Origin of the sequence: Amygdalobacter nucleatus, from assembly GCF_029167365.1 — a bacterium.
Taxonomy (GTDB): Bacteria; Bacillota; Clostridia; order Saccharofermentanales; family Fastidiosipilaceae; genus Amygdalobacter; species Amygdalobacter nucleatus.
Map to the genome: position 1 here is coordinate 457,931 of NZ_JARFNM010000001.1, position 20,097 is coordinate 478,027.

Genomic DNA, 20,097 nt, shown 5'->3' on the forward strand with positions numbered 1-20,097 from the left:
ATTATAAGAGGCTCGGCCGTATGGCAGGGCCTCTTTGCTTTTTTAGCTTAGTTGGCTACTAATTTGGGAAAGCTTGAAGATTGTAAGTCGACCAATTGCACCGAATATTATATAATATTTGGTGCAAAATGCAGAGAACATTTTATTTGACGTGCATTTTACATCATGTGCGTCGCATGTTTGCAGAATTTATAGGCTTAAGCTATAATATATACCCGGCTGTTAAGTGACAGCTACATTAACAATTAAGATTTAGAGATTAGTTTAGAATAGTTTTGTTCTTAAAAAAGAGCCGACTTGACCTAACGTATGTATGGTCATGGCCGGCTTTTTTGATGGGTGAAGGATGGAGAAAAGACAACAAGTAACAGTAGATGGAAATCAGGCCGCTGCCTTAGCTGCGTATGCATTCACTGAGGTGGCTGGCATATATCCAATTACGCCATCTTCGCCTATGGCCGATTGGGTAGACAAATGGTCTAAGCAGGGCAAGGAGAATATTTTTCGCCAGACTGTTAATGTGATAGAGATGCAATCTGAAGGTGGTGCTGCAGCTGTATTACACGGTGCAGCAAGTAGTGGCGTTTTAGCTACCACGTTTACAGCTTCGCAGGGCCTTTTGTTGATGATCCCAGATATGTTTAAAATTGCAGGTGAAATGTTACCAGTTGTTTTGCACGTAGCGGCTAGAACTATTGCAACACACGCTTTGTCTATTTTTGGTGACCATTCAGATGTTATGGCTGCTAGGACAACTGGCTTTGCTTTACTAGCATCTTCTAGTGTACAAGAAGCTTACGATATGGCTGTTGTTACGCACTTATCAGCTATCAAGCACTCCATGCCATTTATTCATTTTTTTGATGGCTTTCGCACTTCACATGAGATCCAGAGAATCTCTATTTTGTCTGATGAAACTTTGAAGAGCTTAGTTGACAAAGACGCTATTAACAAATTTCGCGAGCGTGCTTTGACGCCAAACAAGCCTGTTTTGTATGGCTCCAACCAAAATGGCGACATCTTTTTTCAGGCGCGTGAAGCTTGTAATATGACTTATCAGACATTGGCTGATACAGTTGAAGCTAAGATGCAGCGCATCAACGCTTTGACAGGTAATAACTATCAACTATTTAATTACTATGGTGATTCTCAGGCTGAATTAGTTATCGTTGCAATGGGTTCAATTTGTGAGACGATCAAAGAAACAATCAACTATCTAAATAAGCAAGGACGCCAAAAATTAGGCTTAGTGCAAGTGCATCTTTATCGGCCTTTCGTGCATGCTAAGTTAAGAGCAGCTATTCCTACAAGTTGTCGCAAATTGGCTGTTTTAGACCGCACCAAAGAGCCTGGGGCCAACAATGAGCCACTCAAATTAGATGTCATTGCAGCTTTTAACGGCATGCCTGATGCACCTTTAATTATTGGCGGCCGCTATGGCTTAGCATCCAAAGATACTACACCAGATGATATATTGGCCTTGTTCAATGAAATGGCTAAGCCAGAGCCTAAACCAGAATTCACTTTGGCGATTAATGATGATGTGACACATTTGTCTTTACCAAGAACAGAACATATCGACACAACTTTGCCGAATACTATTTCCTGCCGTTTCTGGGGCATGGGTTCAGATGGTACAGTTGGTGCGAACAAAAATACGATAAAGATCATCGGCGATAACACTGACTTAAATGTACAGGCTTATTTTTCGTATGATTCCAAGAAATCAGGCGGCTTAACTATTTCTGACTTGCGCTTTGGTAAAGAGCCAATTCATCAGCCTTATCTCGTCAACAGCGCCGATTTTGTATCTTGCTCGCAGCAGTCATATGTCTTTAAGTACGATATGTTGGACGATTTGAAAGAAGGCGGCAGCTTTCTGTTGAATTCAATTTGGACAGCTGACGACTTGGAGCGTTTTTTGCCTGCTGCTTATAAGCAGAAATTAGCATTGAAAAAGATCAAGCTCTATTTAATTGATGCCTACAAAATTGCTAAAGAAATTGGCCTTGATAAGCGCACGAACACCGTTTTGCAAGCTGCTTTTTTCAAAATAGCCCAAGTTTTGCCAGCTGAATTAGCACAAGCTTATCTGAATAAATATGTGGCCAAAACCTATGCCCTCAAAGGTGAAGAGATTGTCAGCATGAACTTAGCTGCAATTGCAGCCGGCTTTGCAAACCTTGAGCCAATTGCAATACCTGAAGCTTGGGAAAATTGCAAGTTAGATGGCACAAGTAACAATGTTGGCACGCCAAATTGGCAGACTTATAGCGACCAAGAAGAAGCTGACTTCATGCAGAATATTGCTGAGATAATGAATCGCCAAAAGGGTGACAAATTACCAGTTTCTGCCTTTATGCCTTACATGCGTGGCAATTTTCCGCAAGGCACAACCAAGCATGAGAAGCGCGAGATTGCCTTGCAAGCGCCAAGATGGATAGCTGAAAACTGTATCCAATGTAATCAGTGTGCGTTCGTTTGCCCACATTCTGTTATTCGTCCTTTCTTAATTACGGATGAAGAATTAGCCAAAGCACCGTATGATTTGGAAACTGCACAAGGAACAAGACCCTATAATGACTACAAATTTCGTATTCAAGTTTCAACTTTGGATTGCACAAGCTGTGCTGCTTGTGTAGAAACTTGCCCGGCGCCGAAGAAAGCTTTGGTGATGGATGATCTGACTAGAATGCCAGAAGAACCGACCAAGTGGAATTATCTCTCCAGTTTGCCACCTAAAGCTAATCCTATGAAGCCGACTGTAGTTAAAGGTTCCCAGTTCAACAAGCCGTATTTTGAATTTTCAGGTGCGTGTGCAGGTTGCGGTGAGACGCCTTATATCAAAGTTTTGACGCAACTATTTGGCGATAAGATGCTAATTTCTAATGCTACGGGTTGTTCTTCAATTTATGGTGCGGCTGTACCAAGTCAGCCATATTGTAAAGATAGCTGTGGCCGTGGCCCAGCTTGGACTAATTCGCTATTTGAAGACAATGCTGAAAATGGCTTTGGTATGTATTTGGCCGGCAAACAAATTCAGCTACGCATCACCAAATTGTTGGATGAGCTTAAGCAGGCTTTGACCAACTTGAACATGGAATTGACTGAGGCTGAACAGGCTATTATAGATGAGTGGCAAGCCAAAATGACAGTCACGGATGGTACTTTGGAGAGAGCAGCCAAACTGACTGATTTGTTACAGAATTTACTTGCAAATAGTCAAGCTACAGCTATACAGGGCTTATTCAACGAGATTTTGAACTATAAAGACTACTTCACCAAACGTTCAACTTGGATCATCGGCGGTGATGGTTGGGCTTACGATATTGGCTATGGTGGATTGGATCATGTGCTATCGACAGGCGAGAATGTCAATGTGTTGGTGTTGGATACAGAAGTTTACTCCAACACAGGCGGTCAAGCCTCCAAAGCTACGCCAACTGGTGCCATTGCGCAATTTGCTGCCGGTGGTAAAGCTATGGCAAAAAAAGACCTCGGCATGATGGTTATGAATTATGGCTATGTTTATGTTGCCCAAATTGCTATGGGTGCTAATCAAAGCCAGACATTAAAAGCATTAGTGGAAGCTGAGCAATATGATGGCCCTTCTTTGGTCATTGCATATTCGCCATGTATTGAGCATCAAATCAAAGGCGGCTTACGTTACAGCCAACAAATAGAGAAAGAGGCAGTTGAGGCAGGCTATTGGCATCTTTATCGCTATGATCCAATGCGCCTGAATAAAGGCAAAAATCCGTTTCAGCTCGATTCAAAGCAGCCTAAAGGTGACTTTGCTAGTTTCATGATGAACGAAGGGCGTTTCAGTGCTTTGACTAAGAAATATTCAGAAGATGAAGTGCAAAGAATTATTGCACAGGCAAAATTTCATGCTGAGCAGCGCTATTTATCCTACTTGCGTAAAAGCAAAGAGTATGAAACTGTTCCAGCTGATTTCTTACATCCAGCTAATTAACTTGGATATTTTGCTCGAAGTCATGCAGATAAAATGTATATAGATTATAATCAAATCATTATAGATAGTTTGTGCGGCTAATAGGGTTAAATTATGAGCGGGCAAATATATGGAGAGAGCAGAATTATATAATCAACTATATCAACAAATTCGCGAACGAATTTTGAGCGGGCGGTTACAAATTGGCCAGCTTATTTCGGAGCGTAGTTTGGCTGCTGAATTCCATAGCTCGCGTACACCAATTAGGCGTGCCTTGCAAGAATTACTCAAAGAAGGCCTATTAGTAAAACGCAGTCAGCGTGGATACATCGTTAATATAGCGACCTTAGATGACTTACGTGAGGTACATGATATTAGAATTTCTTTGGAAAGTTTAGCTTGCTATCAGGCAGCTCAACAGATGGATGAAACTGAATTTCAAGCCCTAGCTAATTTGAACTATGAAGCTCGCCAGATTATAGAGCACAGTGGCGATCCTAAGCTTTTATACAAATTGCAAGAAAAGTTTTTAGCGCAAATTAATGCTTATAGTGGCATGACGAGACTCCAACAGCTTCAGGAGATTGTTGATGGCTATCTGCAGCATTTCGATAATGTTTTTCTTTCTAACATTTTGCCAGAGTGTTCTATGATAGTGAAAGATAATGAAGATTTGGTGGAAGCGATGCGCAAACAAGATAAGGCCGCCATAGAAAGAATCGTCAAGCACCGTTATTCTATCAGTTATGATTACATCTGTAATAAGCTAAAAGCACACAGTGATTTACAAGCAACAAAAGATTAAGCAAAAAATCTTATCCATGTAAAATAAGTAGCCCTATTTTTAGCTTTTTCATCTATAATTAGATTGCATTGATTTGAAAAAGCCCGATATGGAGGAATATATGAAAGCATTAGTTGGCCGTTATTTTTTGACAAGTATGAGCAATTTACCGGTTTTGACCTTTAGTTTTTTAATTCTAGTTGTAGTTTTGTTGCTCGTTAGTTTAGCTTTGCATTATCTATCTAAAATGCGTAAGGCATTTACTTCAATACATGGTAGTTTACGGCAAGTGGCACATCTTGTGACAGATATTGATAGTTGCGATATTGCGAACTTAAAGAAGCTGAGTCAAATTGTCAATGAGAATGGTTTTGACTTACTGGATAGTGCAACGAAGCAGTTAATCGATGACTCCAAACGGCTTTATCATGAGAAATGGATTACCAAACCAAGTAATGTTTATAACTTCGATAATCTGTTAACACGTCAACAATATACACTATTTACCTATGAGATACCGCTACAGTTAGTAGCTGTTTCTTCCTTGCTTTCAGCTATTTTTTGGCTATCAGGTTTTTCTTTCTTAAGTGATCAAAGTGCGCTTGTTTTGGGCATTAGTAGCTTGCCGGTTCTATTAGGTGCTTTCATGGCTTTGATCCTAGCTATTACTGTGCAACGTAATCACTACCAAATTCAGCAGGCGATCAATTATTTGTCAGAAGTTACGATGCGCCGTATCCCTGTCTTTGAAGAATTAGCTGGCACGGCTGTCTTGATTGATTCGTTTGTGCGTTATGACCGTGAGATGAACGAATCTGTTGCTTATTTAGCTGAAACAGTTGACAAATTAAGTAGAAGTGAATTAGCCAAAGAAATCAGTGCCAACGTACGTGATGTCATGTTGAACGAAATTGCGCCAGCTTATCAGCAAGCAAGTAATGCTTTAGTTGATTTGGCTACGGAATTGCAGACTAAACAGAGCCAAGGCATGGAAGTGTTGGCGCGTGAATTTACCAATGTGGTTGCAAGTAACTTGAATGAACAGTTAAGTGGCTTTTACAAGCAAGTGGATAATTTGGCAGCTAGATTACAGGCTAGTTCAACTGATGTTGATTTAGCTTTGGCAAATTTGGCACAAGCTAAGGCGGATCAATTAAGTTTGCAGCAAAATACCGAACAAGCTTTGCAGGAATTGGCTCAAGCTAGACAAGATTGGCAGGCTGATATGCAAAGGAGCGCCGAGGCTATTTCTAGCATGGCTGAGACAGCATCTAACCTTGAGAGTGTCTATACGGGCGAGCAAAACCAATTAGCAGATCGTCTCAATAACTTGAGTGGTGAATTACAAGGCTTTGCAGAAGAGATTAACCAACTACTTTCCAATTTGGTAAAGGAAAATACAAATACGCGTGAAGTGGTTGAAAATTTGGAAAATTCAAACAATCGTTTGCTCAGTGACTTACATCAATTGTCGATGGAGATGACACGCAATTCTGATATATTGAGTCGTCAGAGCTCACAGATCAACGATAGTTTGGCTAATTTGAATGAACATTTGAATCAGTCAATCAATCAGTTCTCTTATCAGTTGCAAGCTGGTGTGAAAAACACCTTGAATGAATTTGACTCGAGTTTGGCTGAAATCAGTTTACGTTTGGCTAACACAACAGCCGAGATCAAAGATAGCGCTCAGAGTATTACTAACAGCTTGCGGGCCAAGAATACATTAGCAGGTAATGAGGAAGTTGCTGAACGGTAGGAGAGGTGTATGGTCAACAAAAAGAACCGTGGCAAGGGTCATAAAAGTCGCTTAGCCAGCCTCGATGGTCAACGTTTGCAAAAAGTTAGTAAAAATGCCACGACATCAAGTAAGGCGGTAAAAGCTAAGGCTCAACATATCGAAATTGGCACTAAATCGCAAGAGAGCCAGCAAAATTCAGCTAACTTCATTAAAGAGTGGTTAGCTCAACTTGATGAGCTAAAAACTAATGATAATGTTGGCGAGGCATTGCCCGACTGTAAGATTCGCTTGCAAGATGCCTTACAATTCATTCGCCAGACGCATTTTTTGATTGATGAAATACCTGGCCAGATTAGTCGTAGAGAAGTTAATGCTTTTTTGGATCAGATTGCGCGTCTTTCGACCAACCAATTACCGATTTTTACCAATGAACTTAGTTCTAAGGAAATAAGTTTGATTTATGCTGCCTTTACCGAGCCCTTGTACAAGGAAGAAAAGCAGATTTTGCGCAATATGGCGCTTTTCCGCTCCAGTTATTATACCTTTATCATCGGCTTTACAACTTGGCAACACGCTTTTCCAAATCCTGACATGCAGCTTACTTTGAGCTTAGTGTACAAGTATTTGCAATCCCAGCATGACTTGGAGCGACCAGTTTTTGCCAAAGAGTTATTGGCAGATCACTGTTCGCTTGATTTGTCAGATCGGATTTTTATTCAGCAGTGTGTGCGTTTGCTAGAGAAAGAGCTTTTAATCAAGCAGAAGTTTGCCAATTTAACTGAGTTTTTCCAGCATTATGCTATTCAAAATCACAGTGCCTTTGCTGCTACCTTGCTAGGCTACTTTTTCCTCATGGTCGATTGGACTTGGTATGTTAAGGAGTCGAGGCTGCTTTTCATACATTTACCGCTCATGTTGAAGGAAGTGGCAGCGGAGATTATCAGTAGAATGATCAGTTTGGATCAGACAGCGTCCAAATCGAAGAACTTTTTGTTCAGGCAACTAGAACAAATTTTGACGGATAATAAATTCAAGCAACGCATATGGCCGGTAATTAAGCCTGAATTAAGAGATAGTTATCAGCGGTGGACGATTGAAGATAAAATCAGCAATCATTGTTTGAACAATGTGCTGAAACGTGCCTTTTTGCTGAATTATATTGAGGACATCTTGGACGTGGCTGATTTAGGTCCTGATATTTTGGCAATTCGTTTCCGCAATTTCTTGCTGATTGATGATGCTAATCAGAAAGATCGTATTTTGTACTATGACAATGCCACAATTAGAGAATTATTGGCGCAAGAATTGCCCGAAACTTATTTGGCTAGCCCACCATTGGGCGTCCGCTTGGCCAAAGATGCTCTAGCTAATCAGAATTTACAAGGCATAATTGCCATTATGTTGACTGATGGTGAACTGAAAGATAGCCAGATGTTGATGAATTATGCCGTGGAAAGACTGATAGAAGTGCCTAATAAGTCAGGTACAGCCGTTTTGAAAGATTGGACCAAGAAGCAAGTATCTGAAGCTAACATTCAGATGGCTCAACCTTTAATGAACAATCAAGCACCATTAAGAGATGTGCCTAAAGCAAAAGCAGATTTAGCCTTTAATGCCTTGCCTATTCAAAATCCAGTAAAAGAGATTTGGCAGGCGAAAGCTAAAGCAGAAATGCCAGCCGTACCTGGACAGATGGGAGAAAGTAGACGACCAAATATTCGTCGTCGCCGTTAAGTTATCGACATGAAAAAATTGAAGATGAATATACCTACAGCCTGGCTCAAATTCTCTAAACTGTCACTTATAGTTTGTGCGTTGGTGATAGTTTGGTTTGGCTTGTTAAGAATTAGGCCGAAGCTTGAAAATAAGCAAGCTAAAGCTAGCTTACCGACCGAAACTGACTTGAATGGTCAGCTTGTTACAACTTCAACAAGTTCAGTGAGTGACCAGATATTAAGCGCCAATGAAGCTGCGAGAGCTGTGCAAAAAGCTGCTAGTGAAGTTGAAGAGACACAGGTTGTAAATTCAGGAAATTTGACAGAGAATGGCGAGATAAGCGCTTTTGAGCTGGCGAAAAATGCAAGCTCAGGCCACAATGCGAAAAATGGAGATAGTTTGGCATATTACAGCTTTGAGCAACAACAAAAACTAGATAAATTTTTCGGGCCATTACCATTTATCAACCAATTACAGATAATCCGTCATTTCAAAGTCAGAGGCTTGTATGCGGCAAATGCCGAGAATATTTTTGATTTGATCAGTCTGATTAAGAACAGTGAACTAAATGCTGTTGTCATCAATGTAAAATCAGACTCATATTTTCATTACTCAACCCAAAGCAAAATTGCGCGTCAGGCGAATTTGAGTATTGAAGCTAGTGATGATTTGCAGACTAAGATTAAGCAATTAAAAGCTGCCGGTATACGTGTGATTGGCAAAATTTCATGCTTCAAAGATACTTTACTTGCCCGAAATTATCCTGATTTTGCCATTAAAGATCGCGAAAATCGGGTGATTAATTGGGCCAATGAGGGTGAAGCTTCTTTTGTTAATCCTTACAATATCAATGTTTGGCGCTATTTAAGAGACTGTTGTTATGAAGCAATTGATTTAGGCTGCGACGAATTAATTTTGGATCAAGTTCGTTTCCCTTCTGGCCTTGCGAGCAATGAAGTTGGCAATGTTTACTACGGCGAAAAGGAAGATTTGCCTGATAAACCTTCTGCTATTTCTAGGTTCCTTGAGTTTATGCGGGTGGAAATTTCGGACAAATTACAAGTCCCTTTAACAGCTTCCCTTTATGACATACACAGTGACAAGGGCTCAGAATTGACAGGCCAGAGTTATAAGCTGTTTAGCACTTGTGGTATAGACAGTATTGCACCAAATTTGTTCCCAGCTGATTATGCTAACGCCTCACAATGGTATGGCAATGGAGTTGGGACAGAGATTAACGGTCAATTATTTAAAGCACCAGACTTAGATCCTTATGGCGTTATTTCTGCTACTTCTAATTATTATTTGCATAACTTTGGCAAAACTCAGCAGCGTACGTTCTATCGGCCATATTTGCAAGCCTTTACAGCTTATTACTTGCCGAGGAAATATTGGCATGAGTATACGCCTTTAGAAATTGCTAAACAGATTAAAGCCTTACAGGATAATGGCTTCACAGAATATATTTTGTGGAACAATGAAGCTAGTTATAGTCAAAACATTTTTCAAGAGTTAGGCAATTTGCAAGCCAATAAAGTACCAACTTCAACGACGATTAGCGAACACTAACTTGGATATGTTGACATCTGCCTGTAATCATTTCTTTAAATAGATGTCATATGGCTGCCTTGACTGTCAGCTAATATTTATCATGACAAGTTATCTATTGCAGAATTAGAGGTAGAATCTATGGAATATACACGTGAATCAATCAGGCTGTTTGCGCAAAGTTATAAATTGATTACAGTGTATAAGGGTGTATTGGCTAATAAAGTTGGGCATAGCTTGTGCAAGTTCCTTGATTTACTGGCAGAGACAGAAGATCCAGATATGCGCTTGTTAGATGCTTATTGTGAGTTTTTTGCTAATTTAGCCAAAGAGCGGGCTGATGTCAGCTTGGCAGGTTACTTGATTGAGCAGATATTATTGGATATGAATACATTTACCCAGAATCCAATTGCAGCCTCTAACTATATTTCTGATGCAATTTTGACTGACTTGGAGTGCTTACAAGCAATTTGCACGATCAACGCTGAAGCTTTGCGTGATTATCTGCGTTCGCTTTATATTTTGACAGCCCATGAAGAGTTTTTACCTTTAGTCAGTCGCTTACCACTCTTTTTTAGTGAAGTTAATGATTTGGACAAAGTTGGCAAAGATGACGGCAGTTTACAGACTTGGTGTTTGCTTTATAAGTCACTTATTTTTGCGTTAGACAAGCGGGAAGATTTTGTTGGTATGTTGCCACGTTTGCGTAAATTCCACGAAACATCTGGCGCTGGCCTCTTTTGCCGCTATAAAGCTGCTTACTTTAATCAAAATGTGCATGTTTTGCCAGCTGCTTATTATCCCAAAGATACAGAATTTTTCGATTATAATGGCATTTGCGTTAAGGTTATTGAAAACACGGCTCGCTTTATTGTGCATGGTGAAAGTCATAATATTGTCTTGGCAGGTCCAGCTTGCTTAGGCAAAACTACGACTTTGTGCTTGTTGCCAGAACAATTTGTGAAGGCTGGTTATCGCTATTTAGAATTATGTGCTAATCAGAATTGGACGGAAGAAAGTTGGCAAAACTTGTTCGCATTTTTGGATTTACATGCCAAAAGTAATTTGAAAATCGTGTTAGCTATTTTGCGTTTAGGCACCTGTGTTCCAACAAAACTGAACAATTCAAGCTTAGCTGTGCGAGGTGCAAGCAGTTTCGATCAACGTTTGGAAATTTTCAGCCATGTTTGTCAGTATCGCTTGCCTAAAAATTGCCTGATTTATGCTAGTTATGACGGATCTTTGCAAGCTTTGTCCAAACAATTACCGTTCTTGCATCGCTATTTCCAAGTGCCGCTTGAATTTAAGTTACCTAATCGGGAAGAATATTTAGCATCTGTTTATGCCTTTGCTAAATTATCTAATTTTGCAGTTGATGATCCTAAATTGACAGAGGCAGCTTTGACGTATGCCAAGCAAAAGCAAGCGTATGACCTTGATGTGGCGCGCGATTTCATTGAAGTTTGGCGCTGTATGCAAAATGATGAAATGACTTTGACTTATGATAAAGTTCAGTCAGCAAGTGAAACTAATAGTTCTACTCCAACTTGATTAGTTTTTAGGATTTTTGCAGGACTTGTTAGAAGCTGTATAATACGGCATAATTTGGAGACGAAAAAGGAATATAGATTAATATGTCAATTATTGAAGAAGTAAAGCGGCGTCGTACGTTTGCGATTATTTCGCACCCGGATGCTGGTAAAACAACTATGACGGAGAAGTTATTGCTCTATGGTGGAGCAATTCACCAGGCAGGTAGCGTCAAGGCTCGAAAGGCTCAGACACATGCTACGAGTGACTGGATGGAGATTGAGAAGCAACGTGGTATCTCTGTAACTAGCTCAGTCATGCAATTTAATTACAATGGTTTTTGCATTAATATCCTTGACACGCCAGGTCACCAAGACTTCTCAGAAGATACTTATCGCACTTTGTGTGCAGCTGATGCAGCAGTCATGTTGATTGATGGTGCCAAGGGCGTTGAGCCGCAGACAATCAAATTGTTCAAAGTTTGTCGCATGCGTGGACTACCAATTTTCACTTTTATCAACAAAATGGATAGAGCTTCTAGGCCACCTCTAGATTTGATTGATGAGATTGAAAAGGTGCTAGGCATCAAGTCTTATGTTATGAACTGGCCAATTGGTATTCATGGCGATTTCAAAGGTGTTTACAATCGTCAGGCCAAACAAGTGGAACTTTACCAAAAAGGCCAAGACCACGGTGCCAAGAAAGCTGCACTGACAGTAACTAGCTTAGAGGATGAGGCTTTAGCTGAAAAAATTGGGCCGAGTTATCAAGCAGAATTACAGCAAGATATTGAACTGTTAGATGAAGTTGGCGAGAGCTTTGATTTGGAGAAAGTTAGAGCTGGTTTGTTGACACCTTTATACTTTGGTAGTGCGATTACTAACTTTGGTGTTGAAACATTCTTGCGCAGCTTCTTGGAGTTAGCTCCTTCACCTTTGCCTAAGATGAGTAATGAGGGCTTGGTGCAACCTACGGATGCTGATTTTTCAGCCTTTGTCTTTAAAATTCAAGCCAATATGAACCCAGGTCATCGTGACCGTCTCGCTTTTATGCGCATCTGTTCTGGTCAATTTACCCCGAATATGGAGGTAAAGTTGCAGCGCACAGGCAAGATTTTAAGAATTGTGCAACCGCAGCAGTTTATGGCTCAGGAGCATAAGGCTGTTTCCGAAGCATACGCTGGCGATATTATCGGTGTCTTTGACCCAGGTAACTATCGCATCGCTGATACAGTTACTTTGAAGAATGAGTCTTTTAGCTTCGGGGACATTCCAGTCTTCCCAGCTGAACACTTTGCACGTATCAGCCCAGTTGATTCTCTTAAGCGTAAAGCTTTTGTGAGCGGTATTCATCAGTTGGCGCAAGAAGGTGCAATTCAAATTTACAAAGAGTATGGCATTGGTACAGAAACATACGTTTGTGGTGTGGTTGGCGTTTTGCAGTTAGATGTTTTGGAAGTACGTCTGCAAAATGAATACAATGTTGCTATTCGTAGGCAGATGCTGAATTATCATATTGCAAGTTGGGTCGATCAGTCTGAGGGTGAGGTTGACTTGGATACTTTGAATTTGACCTCTACAACTATGAAAGTCTTAGATCAGGATGAGCAGCCGGTTTTGCTGTTTGAAAGTAAGTGGGCACAAGATTGGGCGCTTGAGAAAAATCCTAAGCTTAAGCTTTTAAGCATACGTGAGAAATAAGCTTAGCAATTAATTATGATTTTAAGTGTCAGCCTTTCGCTGGCACTTTATTTATGCTTTTTTAATTTTTTCAACCAATCTACATAACTATTTAGATCTGGGAGAATACAATATTCACTGAAAGCTGCTTTCAACAAAGGTTGATATTCAGCGCGGGTAAAACGTTCATCAAATAGCATGATTTCGCCCTTGTCTGTTTCAGTTCTAATCAGGCGGCCACAGGCTTGCACGATTTTGTTGAAACTAGGGTACAGCTGGGTGAAAAGATAGGCAGGGTCAGAAGGTAGCTGTGAGTTTGCTTTTTGCATAGCTGGTGCTTCTTCATAATAATCAGCCATGAGAATTTGGTTATCGTCAGAGGGAAAGTTAGATTCCCTTCGATAATTTTCGGCAAAATAAGCTTGCTGCAAACTTAACAAATCAGATTTGGCTGGATAACTGACACTGATGATAGCAATGCCTGTGATACTAGCACCTGGCAGGTCTAAGCCCTCGCTATAACTGCTTTGTAAGACAGCCAAGGCTAAAAGTGGTCGCTTATCACTTGTATCTTTGAGAGTATTTATGAAAGCTTGTTTAGCTTTTAAGCTGGCTTTCGCCATTTGGCTAATCAGGTTATAGCCTGAACTTGGCCAGATTTGGCTAAGAGCTTGCTGTAATTTTGCTGCATAGCGATAAGATGGCGCAAAGACTAAAAGATGGCCACCAATTTGCTTGAGGTAGGCTAGCAAGGATTTAGCAATCAATTTGGCATTAAAATCGCGATTCTGATAAGTTAAATTAGCGTAACTCAAGATAGCTACTTTACGATTTTCAACTGGAAAAGGCGACTTAGCAGCCGTGCTGTTAATTTGTGCATTTGGCTCTGAAAATAATTGTTCGTAATAATCTAATGGCAGTAAGGTGGCAGAGAAAAAGATCTTTCCAGCATTGCTAGGCAGACTTTGACGCAAAAGCGGCATAGCATCGAGGCAGTGAATGGCTAGGCTGGCATATGGTTTTGAACCTTGCTTACGCCAATGAAAGCTACCTATGAAACTAGGCTGATAATTGCTCAATAAATAATTTAAGCGCTTGAGCTTGGTCAAGTTATCCCTTAATTCTCTTAATTCAGCATAGCTTGAAACTAACTGACTTTGCTCAGATTTAACAAATTCAGTGAATTTCGCTATAAAGTTAGTCAAGAGTTTGCCTAACTTAGGCCAGCTTTGGCGAGTATAAAGGTTAGAAGTATTTTCCGTTTGGCTGACGATAATTTCAGCTTCTTCAAGATTGAGTAATTTGCTAATTGCCTTTTTGTCTACGCCATTTGCTGCTAGGCAGAGTTTAGTAAGTTCTTTGAAATTATTAGCTAAATTATTTGTAAGTTGCTTAAGCTCAATTAAATTCGCTTTATTTTGTTCGCTTATCGTAAATTGCTTGCTTGTTAAAATATAAGCATCTAGCATTTTTGCGTAGCTGATGAAGTCTTGTAAACTTAACGTAACTTGGAACATCTCCTTGCCTCGAGCTGGTAGATTGTGTGCCTCGTCAAAGAGCAAGGCTAATGGCCCTTCAGCCTTTTTCAGGGAACTTAACTGTTGCAAAGGGTCGAACAGGTAATTGTAATCAAGGATTAAGAGGTCCATATAATTAGCTAATTCCATCTGTAAGAGATAAGGGCAGAGCTTGTATTGATTCGCCCATGTCTGAAGCGTAGCAAAATCAATGTGACCGTTAAAAGTGCGAAGTAAAGTTTCTACTGTTTGCTTAATTGTCAGCTTATTGTAGTTCAAATAACAGAAATCGTGTTGCTTACAGCAACGTTCGCTGCTGTATAGAGTTTGCGACCAAAACTGTAACTGATTTAACTTGCGTAATTCATTTAGAAAATTGGCAGGTAAATCGCGTTGACTTTCCTGATTGGTGAAATAATAGATGCGCTTGATTTTGTCTTTGGCTAAGCAGGCTAAAGCCGGCGTTAAGCAGACAAAAGTTTTGCCAAAGCCAGTTGGGGCGTTGAGAAGATAGGTTGTTTTATCTATGAGAGCAGCGGTAATTTCTTGTAATAAGTCTTTTTGCCCAGGGCGTAATTTGGCATAAGGCAGCTTTAACTTGTGCAAACTCAAGTTGCGCAAATAAACATGTTCCTTATAAATTGTTTTGAATGAACGATCAGATTCTTGCATGTCCTTATTTTAACATAGCAGGCTTGCCTGAAAGCTTAATTAAGCATGCCTTATTTGTCAATTCACTATGCTACTTTGTTTTAGAATAGGCAGAGCTAGTCTACCTAGTTCAGCCAAATTATGCTAAAATATGTGACGTGCTACACGTTGTAGCTCTTTTTATCTGCTTTTATTCGGTATAATAGATGAAACTGTTATGCTGAAACAGAGTCAGTGATGCGGATATGGTGGAATTGGTAGACACGCTAGTTTCAGGTATTAGTGATGAAAGTCATGCAGGTTCGAGTCCTGTTATCCGCATTATTTTCTTTTATTCCGCTTAACATGTTAGCTATGAGCTGAAATATCCATTTGGACCAAATTGGGAGGGATTATGAAAGTTAGTGTTGCTTATTATAGCGAGACTGGAAATACACAAGAACTAGCTGATATGCTTACAGCAGCTTTGCAGACAGAAGGAGCTGAGGTGTATGAGACAGCTGTTTCTGATGTGGATAGTAGCGAATTTTTAGATAGCGATTTGCTCGTTTTTGCTACTCCAGCAACTGGTACAGAGGAGATTGATCAGATCGAGATGCAAGCTTTTATCGATGATATTGCCTCTCAGTTATCAGGTCGTAAGGTTTTCCTATGTGGAACATTCGGTTGGGGCGATGGTGAATACATGCAAGCTTGGCAAGAAGCGATGGCCGACTTAGGCTGTCAGTTTGCGCATGAACCTTTTACTTGCTTAGAAAGTCCAGATGACGAAGCGGAAGATAAGCTTGCGGAGATTGCCAAGGAACTTTTCCGCTCAATCTGAATGTAATTTTTTAGTTGTTAAGTGGGGAAACTATGCCAAAGCCACAGCCTGAGATGAGACGTTACATACTATTTTTGAGCTGTATCTTCTATCTATTACCGCTGATGATTATTAATACGAGTATGGCGATGCTTATTTTGCTCGTAGTTACCCCACTTTTAACCTTTTTGATAGTGCTATATTATGGCCTGAAACAAGGTTTTAGTTTATGGTTGATTCTACTCACAGGCCTTTTGTTTGTTCCAACAATTTTCATATTTTATAACGACTCAGCGCTTATTTATGTTTTGCTTTATACAGGCATTGCTTTGATTGGAAATGGCATTGGCAGCCTTTTTGCTAAATTCAAACGTTAGTTGATTGCGTTTTTTTCACTCAAAACTATTTAGCTGTTTGGGCATAGACAAATCTTTAGACTTAATTAAGTTTCGTAAGCATATCTATCTCTACAATGGAATTATCACAGTTGTTGAGGAGTGTTTACGTGATGAAAGAAGTAATTGCTAGTTTAGAGCATGTTTGTAAATATTATGGTCAAAAAAATAATATAGTCAGAGCTTTGGACGATGTCAGCCTTGAATTATACAAAAGCGAATTTACCGCCATTGTCGGTGCGTCTGGTTCTGGCAAATCGACATTACTCCATTGCTTAGTTGGCTTAGATAACATTACGAGTGGCAAAATTGTCGTAGCTGGTAAGGCGTTAGTTGGAATGAATGATAGTAGCTTGACGAAGTTTAGACGGGAACACGTCGGCTTTGTTTTCCAAGCTTTTAATTTGTTGCCGAGTCTTAATGTTGAAGAAAATATTTTATTGCCTTTACTTTTAGCACATCGCAAATTTGATAAAGTTAAAGTCAAAGAAGTTGCTGAGCTTTTAGGCTTAGAGGAGCGCTTAAAGCATTTGCCGTCTGAGCTTTCAGGTGGTCAACAGCAAAGAGTGGCTTTAGCTAGAGCTTTAATCATGCAGAATGATATTTTAGTTTGCGATGAGCCAACAGGTAACCTGGATACTAAGAGTAGTAGCGAAGTTATGCATCTTTTACGTAGCGCTGTCGATGAGTTGAAACAGACAGTGATTGTAGTTACGCATGATCGCAAAATAGCTGCTATGGCTGATAGAGTCATAGCTATATCAGATGGCAAGGTCTATCGCGATTTTGAATACCCAGAGCAAGCTGAGTTAGCTGAGGTGATCTGATGAATTTCCTTGTACGTTCTTATTTACAAAAACATCGTCAACAATATCTGGCCGCTAGTTTGGCAATTTTGATAAGCTCCATGTTCATGGCGGCAGCTGCTTGTTTTGGCAATGCTTTAATCTATGCTTTATCTTTTGAGCAACATATTATGAGCGAAGGTAGTGACTTGATTTTGGCTAACCAATCTTTTGAGCGTTTCAAAGATGCGGAACTTAATATCGAAAATGCTGCTTATTACCGTGAACTTAGTAAGTCCATTTTGACAGATAAGACAATTGAAGCTGCTAAGCGTGATATGTTGGGGCAATATTTCCGTGAATTAGCTGATTATTTTCAGGCAGAGGATAGTGAAAAGAAAAATATAAAAGCACCAAATATGCCAGAGAATGAAGACAAAGCGTTAGATAAATATTTCTCAGACAATTATTTGTTCAAACAGCAGCAAAAAGCAATTCTAAAAGCAGTGTCCAATATTAAGACGATATCGCCTTATTACTATTCTAAATATTGTTTAATTACAGCTGGTAAGTATAAGATGCACGCTTCGTTCAATTATATATTGGAGCAAGCTGACTTTTATCGTCCGACACTTTTAGCTGGCACATATCCTAAACAAGCTTCAGATGTAATTCTGACGACTGATAGTATGAAAGAATTAAAGGCAGAGCTTGGCGATAAAGTTAGCGTAAAAGTATCTGACAAGGAGCTTGAATGTACAATCGTAGGTGTCGTTGCCCAAGACTTTTATCATCGGACACCTAAAGCGCCTAAATTTTATGTTGCGCCAAGTTTTGCGATAGATAAATCTCAAAATGTGCAGGCTTACCGTATCTTGCTAAAAGATAAGCAGGCTGAAAGTCAAACTTTAAGTGAGTTAAAACAATATGTGGAGAAGCATTGCCTTCTGCCTAGTGGCTGGACTTTGCTAAATAAAGCCACTTATCTTAAATATCGCTTAGAATCTGGAAACAGTTTCAAGTTAGGTTTACATTTGAGCATCGCAATTTTCCCGATTTTAACATTGTTAGTTTGCTTCACAATTGTCTCTTCAACTTTTACAGTTATTTTAGCTAGGAGACGGCGAGAACAGGGTTTGTTACGCTGCATCGGTGCAACAAGCAAACAGTTGGTGCGTTACAGCTTGTTGGAGTGCCTGATTGTTGGCTTCCTTTCAAGTTCCTTAGGCGTTTTGTTAGCTTATATTTTGACCTTTGGCTTAAGTGTTAAATTTAATGTATTGGCTTCTTATGCCGTTGCATGGCAGGTTTTAGGACCATGGCCAGCTATTTTGACAGTCTTAGCAGTTACGTTAATTACAGTTTTAGCCGGCTTACGTCCATCTGTTGAGAGCAGTAAAATTTCACCGATAAGTGCTTTACAGGGCCTTAACTATGAAAAACGGAAACATACTTTGCGCCTGATAATTCGCTTATTATTTGGCATTATTTGCCTTATTGCAGCTAGTGCCTGCTTTGGCTTAGCCTTTTATCTCCATCTGCATGAAAAGACTGATGCAGTTAATGCTGCGTATGCTATGCCAGCTTTAGTCTTGGGTGCAACCTTATATCTGGCAACCATCCTTGCTTTGGGCAAATTCTTTTTGGCTAAGATTGCGGCAATTTGTTTAAAACCGTGGCAAAAAGCGTCAATCGTAGTGCGCATGAGCATCAATAACTTATTAAGAAATAAAGAGCGAAACAGTGCGACAATGTCAACCTTGGTCTTAGGTGTCATCATGATTTTGACTACCTTGATTGGAGCAGCTTCCTTGGAAGCTAGTGTTTATACGGGTGTAAAAGCTAAGATGCCGATAGATTTGGCAGTTATGGCTGATTCGTTCGCTGACACAATCGAGACTGAGTTTAGTGAAAACCTATCTAACTTGCCAGGCGTGGAGAAAGTTGTGAAATGGCCAGCCTTTAAAGCACCTACAAGCATACAAATTGAGGGCGAAACTAAAGATTTAATGGAAGAGATTGACAAGAAATCAGCTTATATACTTGCACGCCCTTATGAATTAGCAGATATAAATTTGGCGAACTTATATGCGTTAAAAGAAGATGAGATTTTGTTGCCGAAGTATTCAGAGCTTAATCAGCATGGTAAGGTTAATTTGGCTGGGAAAACCTTGTGCCTAAATTATGGCGATCAACATTATAAGCTGAAAGCAAAAGTTATCATTGATGCAGATAGACAAGTTTCGTTACCATTTGCCACAATTGGTATCGTTCATCCTAAATTTGCCGCTAAATTGGAAAAAAGCGGACTTTCCAGGCAGATTGCGATGCTCTTTGGTCAATTGCAGACGAACAAAGTATTTTTACAGCAGGAATTGGTTGCAGAAATTCAGCGCTTAACCAATCGTGATACGATGCAATTAGCCGGTAATGTCTTTTTCTTAGCGCTTGTAACTCAGATTTTGCAAGTGATTAAGCTTATTTTGGTCAGTCTAATTACAATCGTAGCTGTCGTATCATTAATTGGTGTGGCAAACACATTGAACCTTTCTGTGCTTGAAAGGCGTCATGAAACAGCACTATTAAGAGCAATTGGCTTTACAAAGGAACAAGTGAAAAGGATGCTCTTAGTTGAGGGCTTGAGCTTAGGCATTGTTTCATTAGTGCTTGGTGCGTTTATCGCTTTTGCTTTTGCCATTTTTGGCCTGCATGTTTTACCTTTAGGTGAGATTGTAGCCAAAGAAAGCTATCGTATTGTCATTCCATGGCTAGAGTGTGGAGCCTTTTCGCTGTTTGTCATTACCTTAGTTTATATAGCTACCTTGATTCCAAGTAAGTTAGCTAGCCGAGCTAGTGTCATTGCTGACCTTGCCTCTAGTCAAGAATAAGCAAAAATTTTGCTGAGCCTACCTCTTTTGGTAGGCTTTTTTTTAGACGGCAAATTTTGCGTTTAGCAATTTACATAGTTAATAATTTGCCACCTGCTAACCCATA

Annotated in this window: 12 protein-coding genes and 1 tRNA gene; 12 read left to right on the forward strand and 1 reads right to left on the reverse strand. The window is 39.9% G+C overall.

Annotated elements, in window-relative coordinates; all coding sequences use genetic code 11:
- Positions 1-346 precede the first annotated feature (346 nt).
- The 7 genes from nifJ to PYS62_RS02115 all read left to right on the forward strand — a co-directional run bounded on the left by nifJ (position 347) and on the right by PYS62_RS02115 (position 12,974).
- Complete coding sequence (nifJ, locus tag PYS62_RS02085) at positions 347-3,976, forward strand: pyruvate:ferredoxin (flavodoxin) oxidoreductase (protein WP_066714731.1); 3,630 nt, start codon at positions 347-349, stop codon at positions 3,974-3,976.
- 109 nt (positions 3,977-4,085) lie between these two features.
- Positions 4,086-4,760, forward strand: a complete 675-nt coding sequence (locus PYS62_RS02090; protein WP_066714729.1) for a GntR family transcriptional regulator — start codon at positions 4,086-4,088, stop codon at positions 4,758-4,760.
- 100 nt (positions 4,761-4,860) lie between these two features.
- A complete protein-coding gene (locus PYS62_RS02095) occupies positions 4,861-6,498 on the forward strand; it encodes a hypothetical protein (protein ID WP_066714727.1) in 1,638 nt (545 codons plus the stop codon).
- Positions 6,499-6,507: 9 nt separating this feature from the next.
- On the forward strand, positions 6,508-8,214 hold the full coding sequence (locus PYS62_RS02100) for a hypothetical protein (RefSeq protein ID WP_066714725.1): 1,707 nt from the start codon (positions 6,508-6,510) through the stop codon (positions 8,212-8,214).
- Positions 8,215-8,223: 9 nt separating this feature from the next.
- Complete coding sequence (locus PYS62_RS02105) at positions 8,224-9,765, forward strand: putative glycoside hydrolase (protein ID WP_066714723.1); 1,542 nt, start codon at positions 8,224-8,226, stop codon at positions 9,763-9,765.
- Between the two features lie 120 nt (positions 9,766-9,885).
- The gene (locus tag PYS62_RS02110; protein WP_066714719.1) at positions 9,886-11,295 is read left to right on the forward strand and encodes a hypothetical protein; all 1,410 of its coding nucleotides are present in this window, start codon (positions 9,886-9,888) and stop codon (positions 11,293-11,295) included.
- A gap of 83 nt (positions 11,296-11,378) precedes the next feature.
- On the forward strand, positions 11,379-12,974 hold the full coding sequence (locus tag PYS62_RS02115) for a peptide chain release factor 3 (RefSeq protein ID WP_066714717.1): 1,596 nt from the start codon (positions 11,379-11,381) through the stop codon (positions 12,972-12,974).
- 47 nt (positions 12,975-13,021) lie between these two features.
- Here the strand turns inward: PYS62_RS02115 and PYS62_RS02120 are convergent, their stop codons facing one another.
- Entirely contained in the window at positions 13,022-15,142 is a 2,121-nt protein-coding gene (locus PYS62_RS02120; protein WP_066714715.1) for an ATP-dependent DNA helicase, read from the reverse strand.
- A gap of 218 nt (positions 15,143-15,360) precedes the next feature.
- Between PYS62_RS02120 and PYS62_RS02125 the strand changes: the two genes are divergently transcribed.
- From PYS62_RS02125 to PYS62_RS02145, 5 genes are all read left to right on the forward strand, one after another.
- Positions 15,361-15,442, forward strand: a tRNA-Leu gene (locus tag PYS62_RS02125).
- 73 nt (positions 15,443-15,515) lie between these two features.
- Entirely contained in the window at positions 15,516-15,944 is a 429-nt protein-coding gene (locus PYS62_RS02130) for a flavodoxin domain-containing protein (protein ID WP_066714713.1), read from the forward strand.
- Positions 15,945-15,976: 32 nt separating this feature from the next.
- Positions 15,977-16,300 carry a hypothetical protein gene (locus PYS62_RS02135; RefSeq protein ID WP_066714710.1) on the forward strand — a complete coding sequence of 108 codons (324 nt, stop codon included), beginning with the start codon at positions 15,977-15,979 and terminating at the stop codon, positions 16,298-16,300.
- Between the two features lie 131 nt (positions 16,301-16,431).
- Positions 16,432-17,145 (forward strand): ABC transporter ATP-binding protein, encoded by a 714-nt coding sequence (locus PYS62_RS02140; RefSeq protein ID WP_066714708.1) that lies wholly within the window; start codon positions 16,432-16,434, stop codon positions 17,143-17,145.
- Positions 17,145-19,991 (forward strand): FtsX-like permease family protein, encoded by a 2,847-nt coding sequence (locus PYS62_RS02145; protein ID WP_066714706.1) that lies wholly within the window; start codon positions 17,145-17,147, stop codon positions 19,989-19,991. The genes PYS62_RS02140 and PYS62_RS02145 overlap by 1 nt, the downstream gene beginning before the upstream one ends.
- Positions 19,992-20,097 lie beyond the last annotated feature (106 nt).